Annotated in this window: 22 protein-coding genes; 17 read left to right on the top strand and 5 right to left on the bottom strand. The window is 74.3% G+C overall.

All coding sequences use genetic code 11. From position 1 onward, the window contains the following. The first annotated feature begins 7 nt into the window (after positions 1–7). The 5 genes from sufC to Q1A09_RS03205 all read left to right on the top strand — a co-directional run bounded on the left by sufC (position 8) and on the right by Q1A09_RS03205 (position 3,720). Positions 8–841: a Fe-S cluster assembly ATPase SufC gene (gene sufC, locus Q1A09_RS03225; RefSeq protein ID WP_299951991.1), complete on the top strand. Its 834-nt coding sequence runs from the start codon at positions 8–10 to the stop codon at positions 839–841. Further along, positions 838–2,169: a cysteine desulfurase gene (locus Q1A09_RS03220; protein WP_299951989.1), complete on the top strand. Its 1,332-nt coding sequence runs from the start codon at positions 838–840 to the stop codon at positions 2,167–2,169. The genes sufC and Q1A09_RS03220 overlap by 4 nt, the downstream gene beginning before the upstream one ends. After that, positions 2,169–2,651 carry a Fe-S cluster assembly sulfur transfer protein SufU gene (gene sufU, locus Q1A09_RS03215; protein ID WP_299951987.1) on the top strand — a complete coding sequence of 161 codons (483 nt, stop codon included), beginning with the start codon at positions 2,169–2,171 and terminating at the stop codon, positions 2,649–2,651. The genes Q1A09_RS03220 and sufU overlap by 1 nt, the downstream gene beginning before the upstream one ends. Further along, complete coding sequence (locus Q1A09_RS03210) at positions 2,648–3,031, top strand: metal-sulfur cluster assembly factor (protein WP_299951985.1); 384 nt, start codon at positions 2,648–2,650, stop codon at positions 3,029–3,031. Before sufU ends, Q1A09_RS03210 begins: the two co-directional genes overlap by 4 nt. 119 nt (positions 3,032–3,150) lie before the next feature. Continuing rightward, entirely contained in the window at positions 3,151–3,720 is a 570-nt protein-coding gene (locus Q1A09_RS03205; RefSeq protein WP_299951983.1) for a hypothetical protein, read from the top strand. A gap of 7 nt (positions 3,721–3,727) precedes the next feature. On the opposite strand, the gene Q1A09_RS03200 is transcribed toward Q1A09_RS03205, so the two are convergent. Continuing rightward, positions 3,728–4,441, bottom strand: coding sequence for a FadR/GntR family transcriptional regulator (locus Q1A09_RS03200; RefSeq protein ID WP_299951981.1), 714 nt, complete (start codon positions 4,439–4,441; stop codon positions 3,728–3,730). A 99-nt stretch (positions 4,442–4,540) separates the two neighbouring features. Between Q1A09_RS03200 and Q1A09_RS03195 the strand changes: the two genes are divergently transcribed. The 6 genes from Q1A09_RS03195 to Q1A09_RS03170 all read left to right on the top strand — a co-directional run bounded on the left by Q1A09_RS03195 (position 4,541) and on the right by Q1A09_RS03170 (position 11,062). Next, on the top strand, positions 4,541–5,323 hold the full coding sequence (locus Q1A09_RS03195) for a (Fe-S)-binding protein (RefSeq protein ID WP_299951979.1): 783 nt from the start codon (positions 4,541–4,543) through the stop codon (positions 5,321–5,323). Beyond that, positions 5,320–6,792 carry a lactate utilization protein B gene (locus tag Q1A09_RS03190; RefSeq protein ID WP_299951977.1) on the top strand — a complete coding sequence of 491 codons (1,473 nt, stop codon included), beginning with the start codon at positions 5,320–5,322 and terminating at the stop codon, positions 6,790–6,792. The genes Q1A09_RS03195 and Q1A09_RS03190 overlap by 4 nt, the downstream gene beginning before the upstream one ends. After that, positions 6,789–7,409 carry an LUD domain-containing protein gene (locus Q1A09_RS03185; RefSeq protein ID WP_299951976.1) on the top strand — a complete coding sequence of 207 codons (621 nt, stop codon included), beginning with the start codon at positions 6,789–6,791 and terminating at the stop codon, positions 7,407–7,409. Before Q1A09_RS03190 ends, Q1A09_RS03185 begins: the two co-directional genes overlap by 4 nt. A 140-nt stretch (positions 7,410–7,549) precedes the next feature. Beyond that, positions 7,550–9,001, top strand: a complete 1,452-nt coding sequence (locus Q1A09_RS03180) for a GntP family permease (protein WP_299951974.1) — start codon at positions 7,550–7,552, stop codon at positions 8,999–9,001. Positions 9,002–9,122: 121 nt separating this feature from the next. Continuing rightward, positions 9,123–10,298, top strand: a complete 1,176-nt coding sequence (locus tag Q1A09_RS03175) for a CaiB/BaiF CoA-transferase family protein (protein ID WP_299951972.1) — start codon at positions 9,123–9,125, stop codon at positions 10,296–10,298. Beyond that, the gene (locus Q1A09_RS03170) at positions 10,295–11,062 is read left to right on the top strand and encodes an enoyl-CoA hydratase (RefSeq protein ID WP_299951970.1); all 768 of its coding nucleotides are present in this window, start codon (positions 10,295–10,297) and stop codon (positions 11,060–11,062) included. The genes Q1A09_RS03175 and Q1A09_RS03170 overlap by 4 nt, the downstream gene beginning before the upstream one ends. Before the next feature lie 64 nt (positions 11,063–11,126). Here the strand turns inward: Q1A09_RS03170 and Q1A09_RS03165 are convergent, their stop codons facing one another. Then, entirely contained in the window at positions 11,127–12,956 is a 1,830-nt protein-coding gene (locus Q1A09_RS03165) for an SCO7613 C-terminal domain-containing membrane protein (protein WP_299951968.1), read from the bottom strand. Between the two features lie 160 nt (positions 12,957–13,116). On the opposite strand from Q1A09_RS03165, the gene Q1A09_RS03160 reads away from it, so the two are divergent. From Q1A09_RS03160 to Q1A09_RS03135, 6 genes are all read left to right on the top strand, one after another. Beyond that, positions 13,117–14,718, top strand: a complete 1,602-nt coding sequence (locus Q1A09_RS03160) for an ABC-F family ATP-binding cassette domain-containing protein (protein WP_299951966.1) — start codon at positions 13,117–13,119, stop codon at positions 14,716–14,718. Between the two features lie 160 nt (positions 14,719–14,878). Then, a complete protein-coding gene (locus Q1A09_RS03155; RefSeq protein ID WP_299951964.1) occupies positions 14,879–15,109 on the top strand; it encodes a helix-turn-helix domain-containing protein in 231 nt (76 codons plus the stop codon). Beyond that, the gene (locus tag Q1A09_RS03150) at positions 15,106–15,876 is read left to right on the top strand and encodes an enoyl-CoA hydratase/isomerase family protein (RefSeq protein WP_299951963.1); all 771 of its coding nucleotides are present in this window, start codon (positions 15,106–15,108) and stop codon (positions 15,874–15,876) included. The genes Q1A09_RS03155 and Q1A09_RS03150 overlap by 4 nt, the downstream gene beginning before the upstream one ends. 69 nt (positions 15,877–15,945) lie before the next feature. After that, a complete protein-coding gene (locus tag Q1A09_RS03145; protein WP_299951961.1) occupies positions 15,946–17,841 on the top strand; it encodes an ABC transporter ATP-binding protein in 1,896 nt (631 codons plus the stop codon). A gap of 85 nt (positions 17,842–17,926) precedes the next feature. After that, positions 17,927–18,379: an SgcJ/EcaC family oxidoreductase gene (locus Q1A09_RS03140; protein WP_299951959.1), complete on the top strand. Its 453-nt coding sequence runs from the start codon at positions 17,927–17,929 to the stop codon at positions 18,377–18,379. Next, entirely contained in the window at positions 18,376–19,182 is an 807-nt protein-coding gene (locus tag Q1A09_RS03135; protein WP_299951957.1) for a sulfurtransferase, read from the top strand. Before Q1A09_RS03140 ends, Q1A09_RS03135 begins: the two co-directional genes overlap by 4 nt. 67 nt (positions 19,183–19,249) lie before the next feature. Here the strand turns inward: Q1A09_RS03135 and Q1A09_RS03130 are convergent, their stop codons facing one another. The 3 genes from Q1A09_RS03130 to Q1A09_RS03120 form a co-directional block, all read right to left on the bottom strand. Further along, positions 19,250–19,756, bottom strand: a complete 507-nt coding sequence (locus Q1A09_RS03130; protein WP_299951955.1) for an FBP domain-containing protein — start codon at positions 19,754–19,756, stop codon at positions 19,250–19,252. Between the two features lie 402 nt (positions 19,757–20,158). Next, positions 20,159–20,323 carry a hypothetical protein gene (locus tag Q1A09_RS03125; RefSeq protein ID WP_299951953.1) on the bottom strand — a complete coding sequence of 55 codons (165 nt, stop codon included), beginning with the start codon at positions 20,321–20,323 and terminating at the stop codon, positions 20,159–20,161. 11 nt (positions 20,324–20,334) lie between these two features. Continuing rightward, positions 20,335–21,060 carry a sirohydrochlorin chelatase gene (locus Q1A09_RS03120; protein ID WP_299951952.1) on the bottom strand — a complete coding sequence of 242 codons (726 nt, stop codon included), beginning with the start codon at positions 21,058–21,060 and terminating at the stop codon, positions 20,335–20,337. Positions 21,061–21,102: the final 42 nt, after the last annotated feature.

Genomic DNA, 21,102 nt, shown 5'->3' with positions numbered 1-21,102 from the left:
CGACATCGTGACCAGCCCCACCGCGACCCCGACCGCCACCGGCCTGCAGGCCGGCAGCGTGCTGGAGATCCGCGACCTGCACGTGACCGTCGGCGAGGGTGCCGAGGCCAAGGAGATCCTCCGCGGCGTCGACCTGACCGTCCGCGGCGGCGAGACCCACGCGATCATGGGCCCCAACGGGTCGGGCAAGTCGACCCTGGCCTACTCGATCGCCGGGCACCCGAAGTACACGATCACCGGCGGCACGGTGACCCTCGACGGCGAGGACGTCCTCGCGATGACCGTCGACGAGCGCGCCCGCGCCGGCATGTTCCTGGCCATGCAGTACCCGGTCGAGGTGCCCGGTGTGTCGGTGTCGAACTTCCTGCGCACCGCGGCCACCGCGGTGACCGGCGAGGCGCCGAAGCTGCGCACCTGGGTCAAGGACGTGCGCACCGAGATGACGGCCCTGGAGATGGACGCCGCCTTCGCCGAGCGCAACGTCAACGAGGGCTTCTCCGGCGGTGAGAAGAAGCGCCACGAGATCCTGCAGATGCGCCTGCTCAAGCCCAAGGTCGCGATCCTCGACGAGACCGACTCCGGCCTGGACGTCGACGCGCTGCGGATCGTCTCCGAGGGCGTCAACCGGGCCAAGGCCGAGAGCCCGGTCGGCGTCCTGCTGATCACGCACTACACGCGGATCCTCAAGTACATCAAGCCGGACTTCGTGCACGTCTTCGTCGCCGGCCGGGTCGTCGACGAGGGTGGCCCGGAGCTCGCGCAGAAGCTCGAGGACGAGGGCTACGCCGCCTACGTCAAGGACTCCAACGAGCAGGCCGCAGCGGAGGCGCAGCAGGCATGACCGCGACCGTCTCGCGTCCTGCCGGGGCGCCTGTCCTGCCGCTGGACGTCGAGGCGATCCGGGCGGACTTCCCGATCCTGTCCCGCACCGTGCGGGACGGGCGTCGGCTGGTCTACCTCGACTCCGGTGCCACCTCGCAGAAGCCGACCAGCGTCCTGGACGCCGAGCGGTACTTCTACGAGAACTACAACGCCGCCCCGCACCGCGGTGCCCACCAGCTCGCCGAGGAGGCCACCGCCGCCTACGAGTCGGCCCGGGCCACCATCGGCGCGTTCATCGGGGCGCCGGAGAACGAGGTCGTCTTCACCCGCAACAGCACCGAGGCGATCAACCTGGTCGCCTACGCGCTGAGCAACGCGGCGACGGCCAAGGAGCCGGAGTTCCGCCGGTACGCCGTCGGTCAGGGCGACGAGATCGTCGTGACCGAGATGGAGCACCACGCCAACCTGCTGCCCTGGCAGCAGCTGTGCGAGCGGACGGGTGCGACCCTGCGCTGGCTCGGGCTCACCGACGACGGCCGGCTGGACCTGTCCGACCTGGCGACCGTGGTCAACGAGCGCACCAAGCTCGTCGCGGTGACCCAGCAGTCGAACATCCTGGGCACGATCAACCCGCTGGGCGAGATCACCGCCCGGGCCCGGGAGGTCGGCGCCCTGGTGCTGGTCGACGGCGCGCAGTCGGTGCCGCACCAGCCGGTCGACGTCACCACGCTGGGCGCGGACTTCCTGGTGTTCTCCGGGCACAAGATGCTCGGGCCCACCGGGGTCGGCGTGCTGTGGGGCCGGTACGAGGTGCTCGACGCGCTGCCGCCGTTCCTCACCGGCGGCTCGATGATCGAGGTCGTGCGGATGGAGCGCAGCACCTTCATGCCCCCGCCGCAGCGCTTCGAGGCCGGCGTCCCGATGACCGCGCAGGTGATCGGGCTCGGCGCGGCCGTGGAGTACCTGCAGCGGCTGGGCATGGACAACGTGCTGGCCCACGAGGAGGCGCTCACCGCCTACGCCCTCGAGCAGCTGCAGGCGATCCCCGGCGTGACCGTGATCGGCCCGCCGGACACGGTGGCGCGCGGCGGGGCGATCAGCTTCACCGTCGAGGGCATCCACCCGCACGACGTCGGTCAGGTGCTCGACGACCTGGGCATCGCCGTCCGGGTCGGGCACCACTGCGCCTGGCCGGTGGTGCGCCGCTACGGCGTCCCGGCCACCACGCGGGCCACGTTCTACGTGCACACCGGCTACGACGACGTCGACGCGCTCGTCGACGGCGTGCGGGAAGCCCAGCGCTTCTTCGGCGTTGCACCCTCTGACAGCGAGGGAGCGACGAACTGATGCAGCTGCAGTCGATGTACCAGGACATCATCCTGGACCACTACCGGAACCCCCACGGTCGCGGACTCCGCGACCCGTTCGAGGCCGAGGTGCACCACGTCAACCCGACGTGCGGTGACGAGGTGACCCTGCGGGTGCACCTCGAGACCGACGCGGCCGGCGAGTCGATCTTGTCTGATGTCTCCTACGAGGGGATGGGCTGCTCGATCAGCCAGGCCTCGGTGTCGGCGATGTACGACCTGGTGCTCGGCAGGAGCGTCACCGACGCGCTGCAGACCGGCGAGCAGTTCATGACGCTGATGCAGAGCAAGGGCGACGCGGCCGTGGCCGAGCAGCTCGAGGACGAGCTGGAGGACGCCGTGGCGTTCGCCGGCGTCTCCAAGTACCCGGCACGGGTCAAGTGCGCACTGATGAGCTGGATGGCGTTGAAGGACGCGAGCGCCCGCGCGCTGTCCGCCACCCCGACGGGAGAGACCGCATGAGCGAGAGCACCCCTGAGACGACGACCCCGGACGCCGGCATCTTCGGCGGCAAGTCGGCCCTGCTCGAGGACGTCGAGGAGGCGATGCGCGACGTCGTCGACCCCGAGCTCGGCGTCAACGTCGTCGACCTCGGCCTGGTCTACGGCCTGGACGTCGACACCGAGGCCAACGTGGCGATCATCGACATGACGCTGACCTCGGCGGCCTGCCCGCTGACCGACGTGATCGAGGACCAGGCCCGCCAGGCCCTCACCGGCGGCCCCGGCCCCGGCCTGGTCGACGACATCCGGATCAACTGGGTCTGGATGCCGCCGTGGGGCCCGGACAAGATCACCGACGACGGCCGCGAGCAGCTGCGGGCCCTCGGCTTCCGGGTGTAGTGGCCTCGTCGCAGGGGCCCGCGCCGAGCTTGCGAGGCGTGGGGGGCGACGAGGTCCTTCAACTCCTGAGCCGGTTGGCCGTGGGGGAGACCCCGCCGGCCGACGCCAGCGTGACCACGGTGCCCGCACCTGCCCTCCTCGACGGACGGCGGGTGCGGGCACTCGTCGTGGGTGGGACCGGCTGGCACGTGGTCGCCGCCGACGTCGACCCGGCCTGGGTGGCCGCGCAGGTGGCGCACCAGCCGATCGAGGCGCCTCTCGGAGCGCGCTTCCTGTCCACGCTCGCCGACCGGGTCGGCGGCGAGCCCGGCGTGCTCGACGCCCTGCTGGTCGCCCCGCCCGCGCCGGCCGCCCCGGGACTGGAGCTGGTCGGGACCGGGCCGGGAGAGCACCCGCGGGTGCGGCGGGCGCTGGCCCACCGCACCGACGTCCGGGTCTGGACGACGCCCGACGGGACCGCCCTGCTGGTCCTCGGGCGGGGTGTCTGCGGCCGCTGGGAGGCCGGCGTGGAGGTCCAGCCGGCCGGCCGTGGCCGGGGTCTGGGCACCGCGCTGGCGGCGGCCGCCCCGGCACTCGTGCCCGGCGGCGAGCCGCTGTGGGCGCAGGTCGCCCCGGCCAACACCGCGTCGCTGCGGTCGTTCCTGACAGCCGGCTGGCGCCCGGTGGGCGCCGAGGTCGTCGTCGGCTGACCGGGGCTCAGACCGCCCGGTCCGGTGGCGGGTCGTCCAGGTGCAGGCCGGAGACGACGTAGAAGTCCCGGATGTGCTGGGACACCCGGTCCGAGGCGAGCGCCGGGTCGCCGGCCGCGATGGCGGCCACCACGGCACGGTGCTCGGCACGCAGGGTGTCCAGCAGCGCCGGCCAGTCCGCCACGTGCGGGACCGACCCCTGCACGTAGGTCTCGATCGACGACCGCAGCGACGCCATGATGGCACCGACCAGGGCGTTGCCGGACAGCTCGGCCATCGCGACGTGCAGCTGGGCGTCCAGCCGGAGGAAGTCGCGGACGTCCAGCGAGGGGTCGTCCATCCGGTCGAGCAGCGCCACGAGCCCGTCGAGGGGGCGGCCGGCCCGAGCGGCTCCCGCGACGGCCCAGGACTCGAGCAGCACCCGGGTCTCGACGACCTCGCTCACCGGGAACGCCTGGGTGGCCACGTGCAGGCGCAGCGCGGAGCTCAGCGGGGCGAGCGGCTCGGCGATGAGCACCGCGCCGGAGTCCGCGCCCGACCCCACGGCCCGCCGCACCACGCCCATCGCGGCCAGCACCTGCAGGGCCTCGCGCACCGAGCCACGCGAGACACCCAGCTGCTCGGCCAGTGCCCGCTCTCCGGGCAGCCGCATGCCGACGGTGAGCGAGCGGTCCTGCAGCTGCGCCTCGATGTGCTGGAGCACGGTCTCGGTGGTGCGCATCCCCGCAGCTTACGAGCGCCCGCCACGACCCAGGCTCCGCTGTGGTCGGACCACAAGGAGGTACCGTGGTCGGACCACACCCGCTCGTTCGGAGGCCGGATGCGCATCGCCCTGTTCACCACCTGCCTGGCCGACGCCGTCGTCCCGCGCGTCGCCACCGCGACGGCCACCCTGCTGACCCGGCTGGGGCACGAGGTGGTGGTCCCGCCGGAGCAGACCTGCTGCGGCCAGATGCACCTCAACACCGGCTACTGGCGCCTCGGCGCCCAGGTGGTGCGACACCACGTCGACGCCTTCGAGCAGGTCCTCGAGGAGTGCGACGCGGTGGTCGCGCCGTCCGGGTCCTGCGTCGGGTCGGTCCGCCACCAGCACGCCGCCGCGGCGCGCCGGCAGGGCGACTCCGCCACGGCCGCCCGGGCGGAGCTGCTGGCCGCCCGCACGTTCGAGCTGTCCGAGCTGCTGGTCGACGTCCTCGGGGTCACCGACGTCGGCGCGTGGTTCCCGCACCGGGTCACCTACCACCCGACCTGCCACTCGCTGCGGATGCTGCGGGTGGGCGACAAGCCGCTGCAGCTGTTGCGGGCGGTGGCCGACATCGACCTGGTCGAGCTGCCGCAGGCCGACGTCTGCTGCGGCTTCGGTGGCACCTTCGCGCTCAAGAACGAGGGGACCTCGGCCGCGATGCTCGCCGACAAGGTGGCCGCGGTCACCAGCACCGGCGCGCAGGTGTGCGCCGCCGGCGACTCCTCCTGCCTGATGCACATCGGGGGCGGGCTGAGCCGGCTGCAGACCGGCATCGGCACCCGGCACCTGGCCGAGGTCCTGGCCGCGACCCGCGAGGCGCCCCTGGTCCTCGACGCGGTGGGGGCGGGTGCCCGATGAGCACGTTCCTCGGCATGCCGACCGCCACCGGCGCGGTCCGCGGCGACCGGCCCTTCCCGGCGGCGGCCGCCGCCGGTCTGGCCGACGACCAGCTGCGGCGCAACCTCGCGCACGCGACCGGCACCATCCGCACCAAGCGGCTGGCCGCCGTCGCCGAGCTCGACGACTGGGAGCAGCTCCGACTGGCCGGCTCAGCGCTCAAGGCCGACACGATGGCCCGCCTGCCCCAGCTGCTCGAGCAGCTGGAGGCCGCGGTCGCCGCGCGCGGTGGCGTCGTCCACTGGGCGCGGGACGGCGAGGAGGCCAACCGGATCGTGACCGACCTGGTGCGCGCCGCCGGCGCGACCGAGGTGGTGAAGGTCAAGTCGATGGCCACCCAGGAGATCGGCCTCAACGAGCACCTGGAGGCCGAGGGCATCGCGGCGCTGGAGACCGACCTGGCCGAGCTGATCGTGCAGCTGGCCGGTGACCGGCCCAGCCACATCCTGGTGCCGGCGATCCACAAGAACCGGGCGGAGATCCGGGACGTCTTCCGGGAGTCGATGCCCGGGGCCCCCGCCGACCTCGGGGACGACCCCCGGGAGCTGGCGATGGCCGCCCGCGCCTACCTGCGCCGGCGCTTCCTGGAGGCGGGGGTGGCGATCAGCGGCGCCAACTTCGCCTGCGCGGACACCGGCACGCTCGCCGTGGTGGAGTCCGAGGGCAACGGCCGGATGTGCCTGACCCTGCCGCGGACGCTGATCACGGTGATGGGCATCGAGAAGGTGGTGCCGACGTTCGGCGACCTCGAGGTGTTCATGCAGCTGCTGCCGCGCAGCTCCACCGCCGAGCGGATGAACCCCTACACCTCGCTGTGGACCGGGGTGACCCCGGGTGACGGCCCCCAGGAATTCCACCTGGTGCTGCTGGACAACGGCCGCAGCCGGGTGCTCGCCGACCCCGAGGGCAGGTCGGCGCTGCACTGCATCCGCTGCAGCGCGTGCCTCAACGTCTGCCCCGTGTACGAGCGGGTCGGCGGGCACGCCTACGGCTCGGTGTACCCCGGCCCCATCGGGGCGGTGCTCTCCCCGCAGCTCACCGGGATGACCGGGGGCAAGGACCCGAACTCGACCCTGCCGTTCGCCTCCACGCTGTGCGGCGCGTGCTTCGACGCCTGTCCGGTGCGGATCGACATCCCCACCATGCTGGTGAAGCTGCGGGCCGACGCGGTCGAGGCGGCCGAGGCGGACCGCACGGTGCCCAGCGGCCAGGACGTCGCCATGGCGGCGGCCGCGTGGGCGATGACCGACGCCCGGCGGTGGTCCCGGCTGATCAGCGGCGGCCGGCTGCTGGCCTGGCGCCGGCGGGGCTTCCGGCGGCTGCCCTGGCCGGGCTCGGTCTGGACCCGCAGCCGCGACCTGCCGGCGCTGCCCAGCCGCACGTTCCGGCAGCTGTGGCGGCGGCGGCCCGGCGCGGGGGAGGGGCGGTGAGCGCCCGCGAGGAGGTGCTGGCCGCGGTCCGCCGCGCGGTGGGCCCGGACCCGGCGCCGGTCGCCGTCCCCCGGGCCTACGAGCGCGCGCCGCTGACCGGACCGGCCGACGCCGACCGGTTCGTCGCCGCGGTGGAGGAGTACGCGGCGACCGTGCACCGGGTGCCGGCCGGCACGACCGAGGCCGAGCTGTCCGCGCTGGTGGACCGGCTGGTCGCCGGGCGGCCGGCGGTCGTGCCGCACGACCTGCCGGCGCACCTGCGCCCGTCCGGGGACGTCCGGGTGGACTCACCCGACGCGCCGCTGGCGGTCGCCGAGCTCGACCGGGTGCACACCGTGGTCACCCTCGGCCGGCTGGGCATCGCCGTGACCGGCTCGGTCGTGCTGGACGCCGGGCCGGGGCAGGGCCGCCGCGCGGTGACCCTGGTGCCCGACCACCACGTGTGCGTCCTGACCGTCGGCCAGCTGGTCGACACGGTGCCCCAGGCGTTCGCCGCGCTGGACCCGGTACGCCCGCTGACGGTCATCAGCGGGCCGAGCGCGACCAGCGACATCGAGCTGGACCGGGTGGAGGGCGTGCACGGCCCGCGCACGCTGGACGTCGTCCTCGTGGGGTGACGACCGACACGTGACGGCGGACACGGCCTGGTTGTCAGCTGGGTCACAGCGTCCGCTACGGTGTGGTCGGACCACTGAGGTCCGACCACACCGCGCGCACCATCGACGAGGCGACGCGCTCGACAGAATGGTCCCTGTTCATGAGCGACGGCATCCTGCTGCTGCACACCGCCATCACGATCGTGGGCGTCATCGTCCTGATCGTCGCGCTGAAGGTGCACCCGGTGTACGCCCTGCTGGGCGGCATCCTCTACCTCGGCATCGCCTCGGGCCTCGGGCTGGACGGCACGGTCACCACGCTGAGCACCGGCTTCGGCGAGATCCTCGCCGAGATCGGCCTGCTCATCGCCTTCGGCATCACGCTGGGGACGACGATGTCCGAGCTCGGGGTGATCGACCGGATCGTCCGCGGCCTGCTGCGCATGTTCGGCCCCCGGCGGTCGCCGTACGCACTCGGCGTCACCGTGGGCACCGCGCTGCAGGCGATCTTCGCCGACGTCATGCTCGTGGTGACCGCGCCGATCGCCCGCGGCATGGCCCGGGAGATCGGCCCGAAGGGCATCCCGCGGATCGCGTCCGCGCTGGTCACCGGCATCCTCGTGGGGCTGACGATGATGATCCCCAGCGTCGGGTCGCTGGCGCTGGCCGGCGTCATCGACATCCCGCTGTGGCGCTACCTGCTCTTCGGCACGGTGGCCGGTGTGGTCACCATCGTGGTGACCATCGCGATCGTGCACCTGCTGGTCGACCGCACCCGCTTCTGGGACGCGGCCACCGACGAGGACCGGGAGACCTTCGACCGGCTGGACGGCATCGGCGCCGCAGGGGACGACGCGGACACTGCCGGTACCGGCGTCACGCCAGCCGGCGGGGCGGCGCAGGGCGGGACGGCGCATGGCCGCGCCGCCGTGGCCACCGCGCCGGCCGACACGGAGACCGGGCAGCGCCGCGCCCCGATCGCGCTGGCCGTGTCGCCGGTCGCCGTCTCGTTGGTGCTGATCGCCGCCGGGTCGCTCAGCGACGTGTTCGGCGTCGAGAACGCGCTGCTGGCCTTCCTCTCCGAGCCGACGATCGCGCTGCTCATCGGTTCCTTCGCCGCCGTCGCGCTCACCCAGGTCTACCGCGGCCAGTCCGGCGTCAAGCGGGCGCTGGACCGCTCGTTCAGCAACCTCGGTGAGGTGCTGCTGCTCACCGGGCTGGGCGGCTCGCTGGCCGGGCTCGTCCGGGCGACCGGGCTGGGCGACGTGCTCGGTGAGTTCTTCGAGAGCAGTGCCGGCCCGCCGATCCTGCTGGCGTGGCTGATCGCCGTCGTGCTGCACGTGGCGATCGGCTCGGTCAGCGTCGCGGCGATCACCGCCGCCGGCATCCTCGGCCCGGTGGCCGCGGGCGCCGGCATCGACCCGGTGCTCATCGCGCTGGCCGCGGCCTCCGGTTCGCTGTTCCTGATGACGGTGCACAGCAACTTCTTCTGGATGGCCAAGAACCTGCTCGGCCAGACGACCAAGGGGGCGGTGAAGGTGGTCGGTACCTCGACCACGGTGGCCTCGGTGGTGGGTCTCGGCGTCGTGCTCCTGCTGAGCCTGGTGCTCTGATCTCTGGTCTGCTGGACCTGACCTGCCGTACCTGATCCGTCCCACCCGACCCGGTGGGCCCGTGCGCCGGGGGCTGCCCGCGGCCCCCGCACGACCGACACGCACCACAGGAGGAGAGACGATGACCGAGCTCGCACCGGCTCCGTCCGAGCCCGCTGAGCCACCCCTGGCCGGAGTCACCGTGGTGGAGGTGGGCGCGTTCATCGCCGCTCCCTGGGCGACCATGCACCTGGCCGACCTCGGCGCGCGGGTGATCAAGGTGGAGACCCCCGGCACCGGTGACTTCGTCCGGGGGAACGCGCCGTTCGTGAACGGCGAGAGCTCGCCGTTCCTGCGGCTGAACCGGAACAAGGAGTCCGTCGAGCTGGACCTCAAGTCCGAGCAGGGCCGGGCGGCCTTCCTCGAGCTGATCGGGCAGGCCGACGTCCTGGTGGAGAACCTGCGCCCCGGGGCCATGCGCCGGCTGGGCCTGGGCTACGAGGACCTGGCCGCCGACCACCCGCGGCTGGTCTACGCGTCGGCGTCCGGGTGGGGGCAGGACGGCCCGCTGGCCCAGCAGCCCGGGCTGGACATCATGGCCCAGGCGAGGTCGGGGCTGATGAGCATCACCGGCTTCCCGGACTCCGGCCCGGCCAAGGTGGGCGTGCCGGTCTGCGACCTGGTCAGCGCGCTGTACGTCGCGCTCGGGGTGACCGCGGCGCTGCGCGAGCGGGACCGCTCCGGGCGCGGCCAGCACCTGGACGTCTCGCTGTTCGAGTCCGGTGTCTCACTGGCCGTCTGGGAGGCCGGCCGGTACTTCGGCGACGGGACGGTGCCCGAGCGGCAGGGTGCGGCGCACCAGTCGCAGGCGCCCTACCAGGCGGTGGTCACCGCCGACGGCTACGTCACGATCGGGGCCAACACCCCCAACCTGTGGCAGCGGTTCTGCACCGCGCTCGGGCTCGACGAGCTCGTCGAGGACCCGCGGTTCGCCGACAACAGCGCCCGCATGCAGCACCGGCCGGAGCTGATCGAGGCGATCGAGGCGGTCACCTCGACGCGCACCAGCGGCGAGGTGATCGCCGTCCTGCAGGAGGCGGGGGTGCCCTGCGCCCCCATCCAGACCTACGACGAGGTCTTCACCGACGAGGCGCTCACCGCCCGCGACTTCCTCTGGGATGCCGACCACCCGACCGTGGGGCCGGTGCGCCAGCTGGGGTCGCCTATGCGGTTCTCCCGGACGCCGACCCGGCGGGGGAACGCCGGGCCACCGCTGGGGTCGTCCCCGGCCCAGCCGGCGATCGGGGGCGCGCAGTGAGCGAGGACCTGCACATCGAGGTCGACGGCCCGGTGCTGTCGGTCACCTTCGACCGGCCGGCGCAGCGCAACGCGATGACCTTCGGGATGTACCAGGGGCTGGTCGAGGCCTGCGAGCGGGCCGATGCCGACGACGCCGTCCGGGTGGTGGTGCTGCGCGGCGCGGGCGGCAAGGCGTTCGTCGCGGGCACCGACATCGCCCAGTTCGCCGGCTTCGACGGGCCGCGGGGGGTCGCCTACGAGGCCGAGATCGACGCGACGATCGGCCGCCTGCTGGCCGTGACCGTGCCGGTGGTCGCGGCGATCGACGGGTTCTGCATCGGCGGGGGGCTGGCCATCGCCGCGGCCGCCGACATCCGGGTCGCCCACCCGACCGCGACGTTCGGCTACCCGATCGCCCGGACGCTGGGGAACACGCTGTCCGCGGCGAGCTTCGCGCTCACCGTGCGGCACTTCGGGCACGCCCGGACGGTGGACATGCTGATGTCCGCGCGGCTGCTGGACGTCGAGGAGGCGCGCGCCGCGGGCTTCGTGTCCCGGGTGACCGAGGACGTCACCGGCGCCACGGCCGAGCTCGTCGAGCGGCTGCTGGCGAACGCACCGCTGACCCAGTGGGCGGCGAAGGAGACCCTGCGCCGGCTGCACGCGTCGGCCGGCGCGGTCGACGCCGCCGACGTGCTGGACCGGGTCTACGGCTCCGCGGACTTCGCCGCGGGCGTGGCGTCGTTCACCTCCCGCCAGCGGGCGGCCTGGACCGGTCGCTGACCACCGGCCGGCGGGTTCCGACGAGGCGCCCGCCGGCCGGTACAGCGACTGCAACGACCGCGGATCAGCGCAGGTCGGCGACGCGGGCGAAGGCGGCCCGGGCTCGCTCGCGCCGCTCCTCGTAGACCGCGCCGACCAGCAGCAGGACGATCCCCGCGGTGGCCACCGCGAGCAGACCGGGCAGCGGGAGGTACACGGTGAGCCGGCCGACGGCGGCCGCGGCGAGGGCGACGGCCCCGACCACGAGCGGTGCCTGCACCTCCCAGCGGGCGCCGGCGGTGGCGACCGCCGTGGCGGCGACGAGCAGCAGCACCAGCCGGGTGAGCTCGGGCTCGGTGGCGGCGAGCCAGGTCGACGGGGCGAAGGCGACGACCAGCCCCGGACCCCAGGCCGGCCAGGAGGCGCCGGTGGCCAGCCGGCGTCCTGAGTACAGCCACAGCACGACCGCGGTCGGCAGGGTGTAGGCCTCCGGCACCTCGGCCCCGGCGGACCCGGCGGCCAGCCAGGCCGCCAGCACCAGGGCCACGCACCCGCCGGCGCGGGACGGCGCCCGGCCGGTGACGGTGCCGTGGCCGAGGAACGCCGCGCCCACCACGGCCAGGCCCGCGGCGAGCCCGGAGGCATCGCCGGTCTGCGCGAGGTGCGCGAGCCCGGGTCCGGCAACGGCCGCCGCGGTCCACACCAGGGGCACCTCGGTGCGGTGCCGGCGCAACGCGGTGGCCCCGGCCACGGCGAGCACGCAGAGCAGGACGAGCAGCGGACCGGCCCACCCGGGGAAGAGCGCGCCGTCGGCCTCGGCGAACAGCACCGCCGCGGCGAGGCAGACCACCGCGACCGGCAGCGCGCCGGGCCGGTCGGCCGGCTGCCGGGCGGCCACCACCACCGCCGGGACGGCCGCCGCCGCGAGCAGCGCCGCCAGCGCCGACCAGTGCCCCGTGCCGAAGAGCTGGACGACGGCGAGGCCGGTGAGCACCGCTGCGGTGGTCAGCCCGGCCGGGCGGAGGAGAGCGGTGGGCGCGGGGGAGGCCACCGTGCCGACCACCGTGGCCAGCGCCAGCCCCAGGTAGCCGCTGGTCATCACGCCCACCGGCCCCGCGGTCTGCAGCACCCCGGACACCGCCGCGCCGGCCACCGCGCCGGCCAGCACCGGGACCACGGCCCGGTGACCGAGCAGCGGCCGCAGCTGCCGGCGCAGTCGCAGGGCCAGCAGCCCGCCCGCGGCGAGCAGCATCAGCGAACCGTCGAGCAGGGCGGCGCCCGTCGACTCCGTCGTCCAGACCAGGGCGGCGCCCTCCACGACGCCGGTCGTCCACCAGGCGGCGGTGGTCACCAGGGCCACCGGGGCCGCGGCCCGGCGGACGGCGAGGGTGACCGCCAAGCCCACGACGGCGGTGCCGAGCACGACGGCAGCGTGCGGGGACAGCGACAGGCCCGAGCCGGTCAGGCCGCTGAGCACCGCGCACTGCAGGGCGCCCCAGGCGGCGACCGGCCAGGTCAGGGTGGTGCGCGCGATCAGCGCGAGCACGGTGAACACCGGGGCCAGCAGGGCGAGCAGCACCGCGGACGCACCGCCGTCGCCGGCCGACCAGGCGCCCACTGCGGCCAGCACCACGGCGGCCGAGGCGAGCGCCTCCTCACTGCTGCGCAGGCCACGGCGGGCGGCGCGGAGCGACGCGGCGGTGGCGGCGGTGGTCAGCAGGGTCACCACCAGCAGGCCCGCCGTGGAGCCCGCGTCGGTCAGCGACGCGGCACCGGCAGCGACCACCGCGACCACGCCGGCACCGAGCAGCACCTGCTGGGGCGCCACGTCCGGGACACCGGTCTCCGCCGGTGCCGGGGGTGGCTGCACCGGGCGGCCCAGCGGCGGCGGGTAGTCGACCTCGGGTGTCGGCACGGTGGTCCTCCTCCCGGCTGGCGGTTGCTCCCCGTCACGCTACGGGCGGGGGCGGACGCCCGCGGGATGGGCGGCGATGACCGGGGCGGCGGGGGGATGACGTGGAGGTCACCCGGGAAAGGGGTCGGAGGATCGCCGTCGAGCGCCTATCCTGGGACCAGTGATCACGACGACCGGCCTCGAACTGCGCGCCGGCTCCCGGATCCTCATCAGCGACGCCGATCTGCGGGTCCAGCCCGGTGACCGCATCGGGCTGGTCGGGCGCAACGGTGCCGGCAAGACCACCACCCTCACCACCCTGGCCGGCGAGCGCGTGCCGCACGCCGGCAAGGTCGAGGTGAGCGGCGAGCTCGGCTACCTGCCGCAGGACCCGCGCAGCGGCGACCTCGACATCACCGCCAGCGACCGGGTGCTGTCCGGCCGCGGGCTCGACGTCCTCAAGGCGCAGCTCACCAAGGCCCAGGTCGCGATGGCCGAGCCGGCCGACGACGCCGCGATGGACCGCGCCGTGCGGCAGTACGGCCGGCTGGAGGACCAGTTCGCCGCGCTCGGTGGGTACGCCGCGGAGAGCGACGCCGCCCGGATCTGCACCAACCTCGGTCTGCCCGACCGGGTGCTGCAGCAGCCGCTGCGCACCCTCTCCGGTGGCCAGCGCCGCCGCGTCGAGCTCGCCCGGATCCTCTTCTCCGACGCCGACACCCTGCTGCTCGACGAGCCCACCAACCACCTGGACGCCGACTCGATCACGTGGCTGCGGGGCTTCCTCTCCAGCCACCGCGCCGGGCTGATCGTGATCAGCCACGACGTCGAGCTGCTGGAGGCCGTGGTCAACAAGGTGTGGCACCTGGACGCCAACCGGGCCACCGTCGACGTCTACAACCTCGGCTGGAAGCGGTACCTGGACGCCCGGGAGACCGACGAGCGCCGCCGTCGCTCCGAGCGGGCCAACGCCGAGAAGAAGATCGACGCCCTCACCGCGCAGGCCGACAAGATGCGCGCCAAGGCCACCAAGGCCAAGGCCGCGCAGAGCATGGACAAGCGGGCGCAGCGGCTGGCCGCGGGCCTGGCCGACGTCCGGGTGCAGGACAAGGTCGCCAAGCTCCGCTTCCCGACCCCGGCGCCGTGCGGCCGCACCCCGCTCACCGCGGAGGGGCTGTCCAAGAGCTACGGGTCGCTGGAGATCTTCACCGGCGTCGACCTGGCCATCGACAAGGGCACCCGGGTCGTCGTCCTGGGGTTCAACGGCGCGGGCAAGACGACGCTGCTGCGGATGCTCGCCGGCACCGAGACCCCGGACACCGGTGAGGTGAAGGCCGGGCACGGGCTGCGGGTGGGCTACTACGCCCAGGAGCACGAGACGCTGGACATGGACCGCTCGCTGCTGGAGAACATGCGCTCGGCGGCCCCGGACAGCACCGACACCGAGCTGCGCCGGATCCTGGGCGCGTTCCTCTTCTCCGGGGAGACCGTCGACCAGCGCACCGGCACCCTCTCCGGCGGTGAGCGCACCCGGCTGGCGATGGCCACGCTGGTCATCTCCGGGGCGAACGTGCTGCTGCTCGACGAGCCGACCAACAACCTCGACCCGGCCAGCCGGGAACAGGTGCTCGAGGCGCTGCGCACCTACCAGGGCGCGATCGTGCTGGTCACCCACGACGAGGGGGCGGTCACCGCCCTCGACCCGGACAAGGTGATCATCCTGCCCGACGGCACCGAGGACACCTGGAGCGCCGACTTCGCCGACCTCGTCTCGCTCGCCTGATCCCCCGATCGGCCGCGCACGTCCGAGTTGCGGTGGCCGCGCCCCGGAACCTGGGTGATCATGGCCAGCAGGACGCCGAGGTCACCGGGACAGCGGCGCCGGGGGATCAGCGGGCAACCGTCGGCGACAGTCGGTGGGACCCCTGACACGGAGGGGAGTCATGGCCGACTCGAGCACTGCGGACCTGAGCAAGGGCAAGCGGATCACCGGTGACGACCGGTCGTCGTTGGCAGGCGAACTGCGGGAGCGGTACGACAACGGCGAGAGCATCCGCTCGCTGGCCACCTCGACCAACCGCTCCTACGGGTTCGTCCACCGTCTGCTGTCGGAGTCGGGTGCCACGCTGCGCGGGCGGGGTGGAGCGAACCGGAACGCCAAGAAGTCTGCGTGACCGACCAGTACGACGGGTGGGTGAGGACGGCGCGGGACGGCGCCGTCCTCACCGTCACCCTCGATCGGGCCGACCAGCTCAACGCGCAGACGCCGGCGACCTGGGCGGCGCTCCGCGCGGTCGGTGAGTCGCTGGACGCCGGCGTACGGGTCGTCGTGGTGCGGGGGGAGGGCCGGGCGTTCTCCGCCGGCCTGGACCGCACGCTGTTCAGCACCGAACCCGGGGTCGACGGCGGGCTCGGGCAGCTCGGTGCGCTGCCCCCCGAGCTCGCCCAGGAGCGCATCCGCGGCTACCAGGCCGGGTTCCGCTGGCTCCGGTCGCCGGGGATCGTCTCGGTCGCCGCCGTCCAGGGCCACGCGATCGGCGCCGGCGCGCAGCTGGCCCTCGCCTGCGACCTGCGGGTGTTCACCGAGGACGCGCAGCTACGGCTGCCGGAGACGACGCTGGGCCTGGTGCCCGACCTGACCGGCACCAGCACCCTGGTCCAGCTGGTCGGCTACAGCCGGGCGGTGGAGATCTGCCTGACCGGCCGGGCGGTGGGTGCGGCCGAGGCGGTGTCGACCGGGCTGGCCAACGTCGCCGTCCCGGCCGACCAGCTGGACGCCACGGTCGCTGACCTGACCGCGGCACTGCTCGGCCCGGACGCCGACGCCAGCAGGGAGACCCTGGCGCTGCTCCGCTCGGCCGTGCGCAACGGCCCCGACGTGCAGGACGCCGCCGAGCGGGCGGCCCAGGTGCGCCGGCTGGCCGCGCTCGCCGACCGCTGAGGAACAACCCCCGCCGCCCCCGGGTTCTGCACGCCGTGACGGCGCGGACTGCGGGAAGGTGGTGAGCCGGTGGACGGCTCGATGACCTCCATGGCCGCGATGCGGTCGTTCAGCCGCGACTCCTCGGTCACCGCCCGGGAGATCCCCAAGGGCACGGTGCGCCGGATCCTCGGCATCGCCGGGCCCTACCGGCGTGAGCTCACCGGCTTCCTGTCGCTGGTGGTCTTCTCCTCGGTGATCGGGGTGGTCACGCCGCTGCTGGCCGGGGACATCGTCAACCGGATCGCCGGGCTGGAGGGCACCGCCGGCGGCATCGTCCGGATCGCGCTGTTCATCGCCGGCCTGGCCGTGCTCGACGCCGCCAGCTCACTAGCCCAGCGCTGGTACTCGGCGAAGATCGGCGAGGGCGTCATCTACGACCTGCGGGCCCGGGTGTTCGGCCACGTGCAGCAGATGCCGGTGGCCTTCTTCACCCGCACCCAGACCGGCGCGCTGGTCAGCCGGCTGAACAACGACGTGATCGGCGCGCAGCGGGCGTTCACCTCGACGCTGTCCGGTGTCGTCTCCAACGTGATCGCCCTGGTGCTCACCGCCGGGGTGATGCTCACGCTGTCCTGGCAGATCACCCTGCTCTCGGTCGCCATGGTGCCGCTGTTCGTGGTGCCGGCCCAGCGGGTCGGGAAGCGCCTGCAGTCGATCACCCGGGAGTCCTACGGGCTGAACGCGTCGATGAACGCCACGATGACCGAGCGGTTCAACGTGGCGGGTGCGCTGCTGGTGAAGCTGTTCGGCCGGCCCGAGGCCGAGGCGGAGTCCTTCCGCGGCCGGGCCGCCCGGGTGCGCGACATCGGCGTGCTGTCGGCCATGTACGGCCGCGCCTTCTTCACCGCCCTCACCCTCGTCGCGGCCCTGGCCACCGCACTGGTCTACGGCCTCGGCGGGTGGCTGGCCTTCACCGGGTCGCTGTCGGCCGGCGACGTGGTCGCCCTCGCGCTGCTGCTGACCCGGCTCTACGGGCCGCTGACCGCGCTGGCCAACGTGCGGGTCGACGTGATGAGCGCCCTGGTCAGCTTCGACCGGGTCTTCGAGGTGCTCGACCTGCAGCCGATGATCGCCGAGGCGCCCGACGCCGTCCCGGTGCCGGCCGAGGACCGGTCGATCGAGTTCGACGCGGTCTCCTTCCGCTACCCGGCCGCCGCGGACGTGTCGCTGGCCTCGCTGGAGGACGTCGCCGTCCCCGAGCACGGCGCGCCGGCCGAGGTGCTGCACGAGGTCTCCTTCCGCGCCGAGCCCGGCCAGCTGGTCGCGCTGGTGGGCACCTCGGGGGCGGGGAAGTCGACGATCGCGGCGCTGGTGTCCCGGCTCTACGACGTCACCGGCGGCGCGGTGCGGGTCGGCGGGGTCGACGTCCGGCAGGCCACCAGTGCGTCGCTGCGGGACGCCATCGGCGTCGTCAGCCAGGACTCGCACCTCTTCCACGACACGATCGGGGCGAACCTGCGGTACGCCAAGCCCGACGCGACCGAGGAGGAGGTGTGGTCGGCGCTCACCGGGGCGCGGATCGCCGCGCTGGTGCACTCGCTGCCCGACGGGCTGGACACCGTCGTCGGCGACCGCGGGTACCGGATGTCGGGCGGGGAGAAGCAGCGGCTGGCGATCGCCCGGGTGCTGCTCAAGGCGCCGGGCATCGTGATCCTGGACGAGGCGACCGCGCACCTGGACAGCGAGTCGGAGGTGGCGGTGCAGCACGCGCTGGACGCCGCCCTGGCCGGCCGGACGTCGCTGGTCATCGCCCACCGGCTGTCCACCATCCGCGGGGCCGACCAGATCCTGGTGGTCGACGACGGCCGGATCGTCGAGCGCGGCACCCACGAGGAGCTGCTGGCGGCCGGTGGTCACTACGCCGACCTCTACCGCACCCAGTTCGCCCCGGCGCCCGACGAACGCACGGTCCAGGTCGGCTGAGCGACGGCGCGGGGTCGGCGGGCTCGCGGTGGCGCGCACTACCGTCACTCCTGACCCACTCGCACCACGCCGCAGGAGCAGTCCCTTGAGCGCAGGCCATCCGCAGGACACCCAGATCCGGGCCCTCTACGCCCGCTTCCTCGCCGGGTGGAACCAGCGCAGCGGTGTCTCGGTGTCCTCGGTGTTCGCCGACGACGGCGAGATCATCGACTTCGACGGCACGCTGCGCAGCGGCCGGCTGAGCATCGCCGCCGACATGCGCCGGATGTTCAGCGAGCACCAGACGCCGGCCTTCGTCGGCGTCGTCCGCTCGGTGCGCAAGCTCACCGACAACGTCGCGGTGCTGCACGCGGTGGCCGGGATGGTGCCGCCGGGTGCCGACGCGGTCGACCCGGCGCTGCACACCGTGCACGTGCTCACCGCCGTCGAGGACGGCGGCCGGTGGCGGGTCGCCGTGCTGCAGAGCACCCCGGCCCGTTACGGCGGCCGGGCGGACGCGCTCGCCGCCCTGACCGCCGAGCTGGAGGCCGCCCGGTGACGGTGCTGACCCCGGCCGACCAGCTGCCGCCGGACGCCGTCCTGCTCGACGTCCGCTGGCAGCTGGGGCGCAGCGACGGTCGCGAGCAGTACCTGGCCGGGCACCTGCCGGGCGCGGTGTTCGTCGACCTGCCCACCGAGCTGTCGGCGGGTCCCTCCACGGCCGAGGGGCGGCACCCGCTGCCATCGTTACAGGCGCTGCAGTCGGCCGCCCGGCGCTGGGGCATCTCGGCCGGGTCGCCGGTCGTCGTCTACGACGCCTCCGGTGGCCTGGCCGCCGCCCGGGCCTGGTGGCTGCTGCGCTGGGGCGGCCTCGCCGACGTCTCGATCCTGGACGGCGGGCTCGCCGCCTGGACCGACCGGCTGGAGATCGGCGACGTCGTGCCCGACCCCGGCGACATCACGCTGACCGGTGGCGGGATGCCGGTGCTCACCGCGGACGAGGCGGCCGCTCTGCCGGGCGCCGGCGGCGTCCTGCTCGACGCCCGGGCAGGCGAGCGGTTCCGCGGCGAGGTGGAGCCGGTCGACCCGCGCGCCGGCCACGTGCCCGGTGCGGTGATTGCGCCGACCACCGACAACCTGAGCAGCGACGGCCGGTTCGCTACAGCCGCTGTACTCACCGACCGGTTCGCCCGGCTGGGTGTCGAGCCCGGTCGGCCGGTCGCGGTCTACTGCGGGTCGGGCGTCACCGCCGCCCACGAGATCGCCGCGCTCGCCGAGGCGGGCATCGAGGCGGCACTGTGGCCGGGCTCCTGGTCCCAGTGGTCCGCCGACCCCGACCGTCCGGTCGCCACCGGCCCCTGATCGCACCCCGTGCGGCCATGTTCGCCAACATGGCCGCACGGGCGCCGGTCAACATGGCCGGGGCGGGTCAGGCTGTTGCGGCGACGTCCCGGAGGAACTGGGCGGATCGCTCGCGGAGCTCGGCGATCCGCTCGGCCACGACCTGGTCGGCGATCGCCTCGATGCCGTCGCCGGACTCGGCGCTGGTCGGCGGCCGGCGGACGTTGCGCGAGCAGGAGAAGTCCTCGCAGATGAGCGTGCCGATCGTGTTGCCGCCGCGCCCGGACGCGCCGCCGCGTCGGGCGACGTACAGGGTGGCCCCGACCGAGGCGAGGTCGCGGCACCAGCTGCACATCGCCGAGCGCCGCCGTCCGCTGGCCGGGGCGGGGCTGGCGCGCAGCAGGACGCCGGCGGGCTCGCCGTCCAGCTCGAGGACGACGTAGGCGGACAGCGGGGCCTTGCGGTCTCGCCAGCCCAGGTAGTCCAGGCGGTCCCACCGCGGCTCGTCGAGGTCGGGGAGGACGGCCTGGGTCACCTCGCGGCGGGTGGCGTTGACGAAGGACGCGCGGATCTGCTTCTCGGTCAGGGGGTTCACGATGTCTCGGCTTCCGGTGGGTCGGGAGCCGCCGGCCGGGCGCGTGCGTGGACGCGCGACGGCACCCGGGTCGACCGGGTCACCAGCACGGCGGGCGGCGGGGGTGGGGGCGAGTGCGTCCACCCGTCACCGGCCGCACGCCGGTACGGACGTCGCCGCCGGAGGCGGGACGTGGTGCGGGACGAGCGGTCAGCGGCGCCGGACGCGGGTCCGGCTCGCAGTCGTGCAGGCCGCGACGGCCACCTCACGACCCGCGGTTCGACTGCGCACCCGCTCGCTCCTCGCTCCCGATGACCGGCCTCGTGGCCGACGAACCCACGATAGGCCCGTGGGTCAACCGGTTTCCGGTCGCGCCGCCGGCGGGGTCAGCATGAGTGGTGCGAAGGCCCGCTCGCTCTCCGCTCAGTCCTGAGGGGGCGTCCCCGGCCCAGCCGTCCCCGACCCAGCCGTCTCCTGGTGGTGGGTGCGCAGGGCGTTGAGCACGGCCCGGTTGACCACGGAGTAGAGCAGGAAGAAGAAGACGGCGACGAGCACCAGCCACAAGGCGATGCCGGAGAACTGTGCCATGGCCCGCGACTCTAGCTGGCCGGTGCCGCCCTCGACTCCGACGGCGCGAGCGCCGCGTCGTAGCGGTCGAGGAGGACGGCGGCGATCCGCTCGTCGGGCAGCAAGGGGGCCGTGACCTGATCGGCGCCCGCGCCCTGCAGCTTGTCGTGGAAGTGACCCGGCGCCAGCAGGTAGGCAGCGACCACCACCCTCCCGGCGCCGGCCTTCCGGGCCGCGGTCACCGCGTCGGGCACGGTGGGCTGGGCGGCCGAGCCGTAGCCGGTGGTCACCGGGCCGGCCCAGTCGCGCTGCAGCAGGTCCGCGGTGCTCTCCACGTCGGCCACCGAGCGGGCGTCGCTGGACCCGGCGGCCGCCAGCACGATCGCGGTCAGCGGGTCGCCCGGGTCGGTGCCGGCCTCCCGCAGCCGGTCGGTGAGCACGGCGGCCAGCCGCGGGTCGGGGCCCAGCGGCCGGGCGGCGACGGCGCCCGGGTGGGCACCGACCGCGCCGGCGATGTCGACGTGCACGTGGTACCCGCCGGACAGCAGCAGCGGGACGACGACCGCCGGGGTCTGCGACGACGCCAGCCCGGCCACCACGTCCACCACGGTCGGCGGCTGCACGTCGACGAACGCGGCGGTGGTGCGGATGCCGGGCCGCTGGGCGCGCGCGGCCAGGGCGAGCTCGGCGATCAGCCGCCGTCCGGTGGGGTTGCGGGTGCCGTGCGCGCAGGCGACGAGCACTGGTTGGTCGGTCATGGCTGCCTCCCGGCGGTGGAAGGGGCGCTGGGTGACCAACGG

Origin of the sequence: uncultured Modestobacter sp., assembly GCF_947486615.1 — a bacterium.
GTDB lineage: Bacteria > Actinomycetota > Actinomycetes > Mycobacteriales > Geodermatophilaceae > Modestobacter.
The sequence above is the reverse complement of the archived record's forward strand: the minus strand, read 5'-3'. Positions and strand labels throughout refer to the sequence as shown.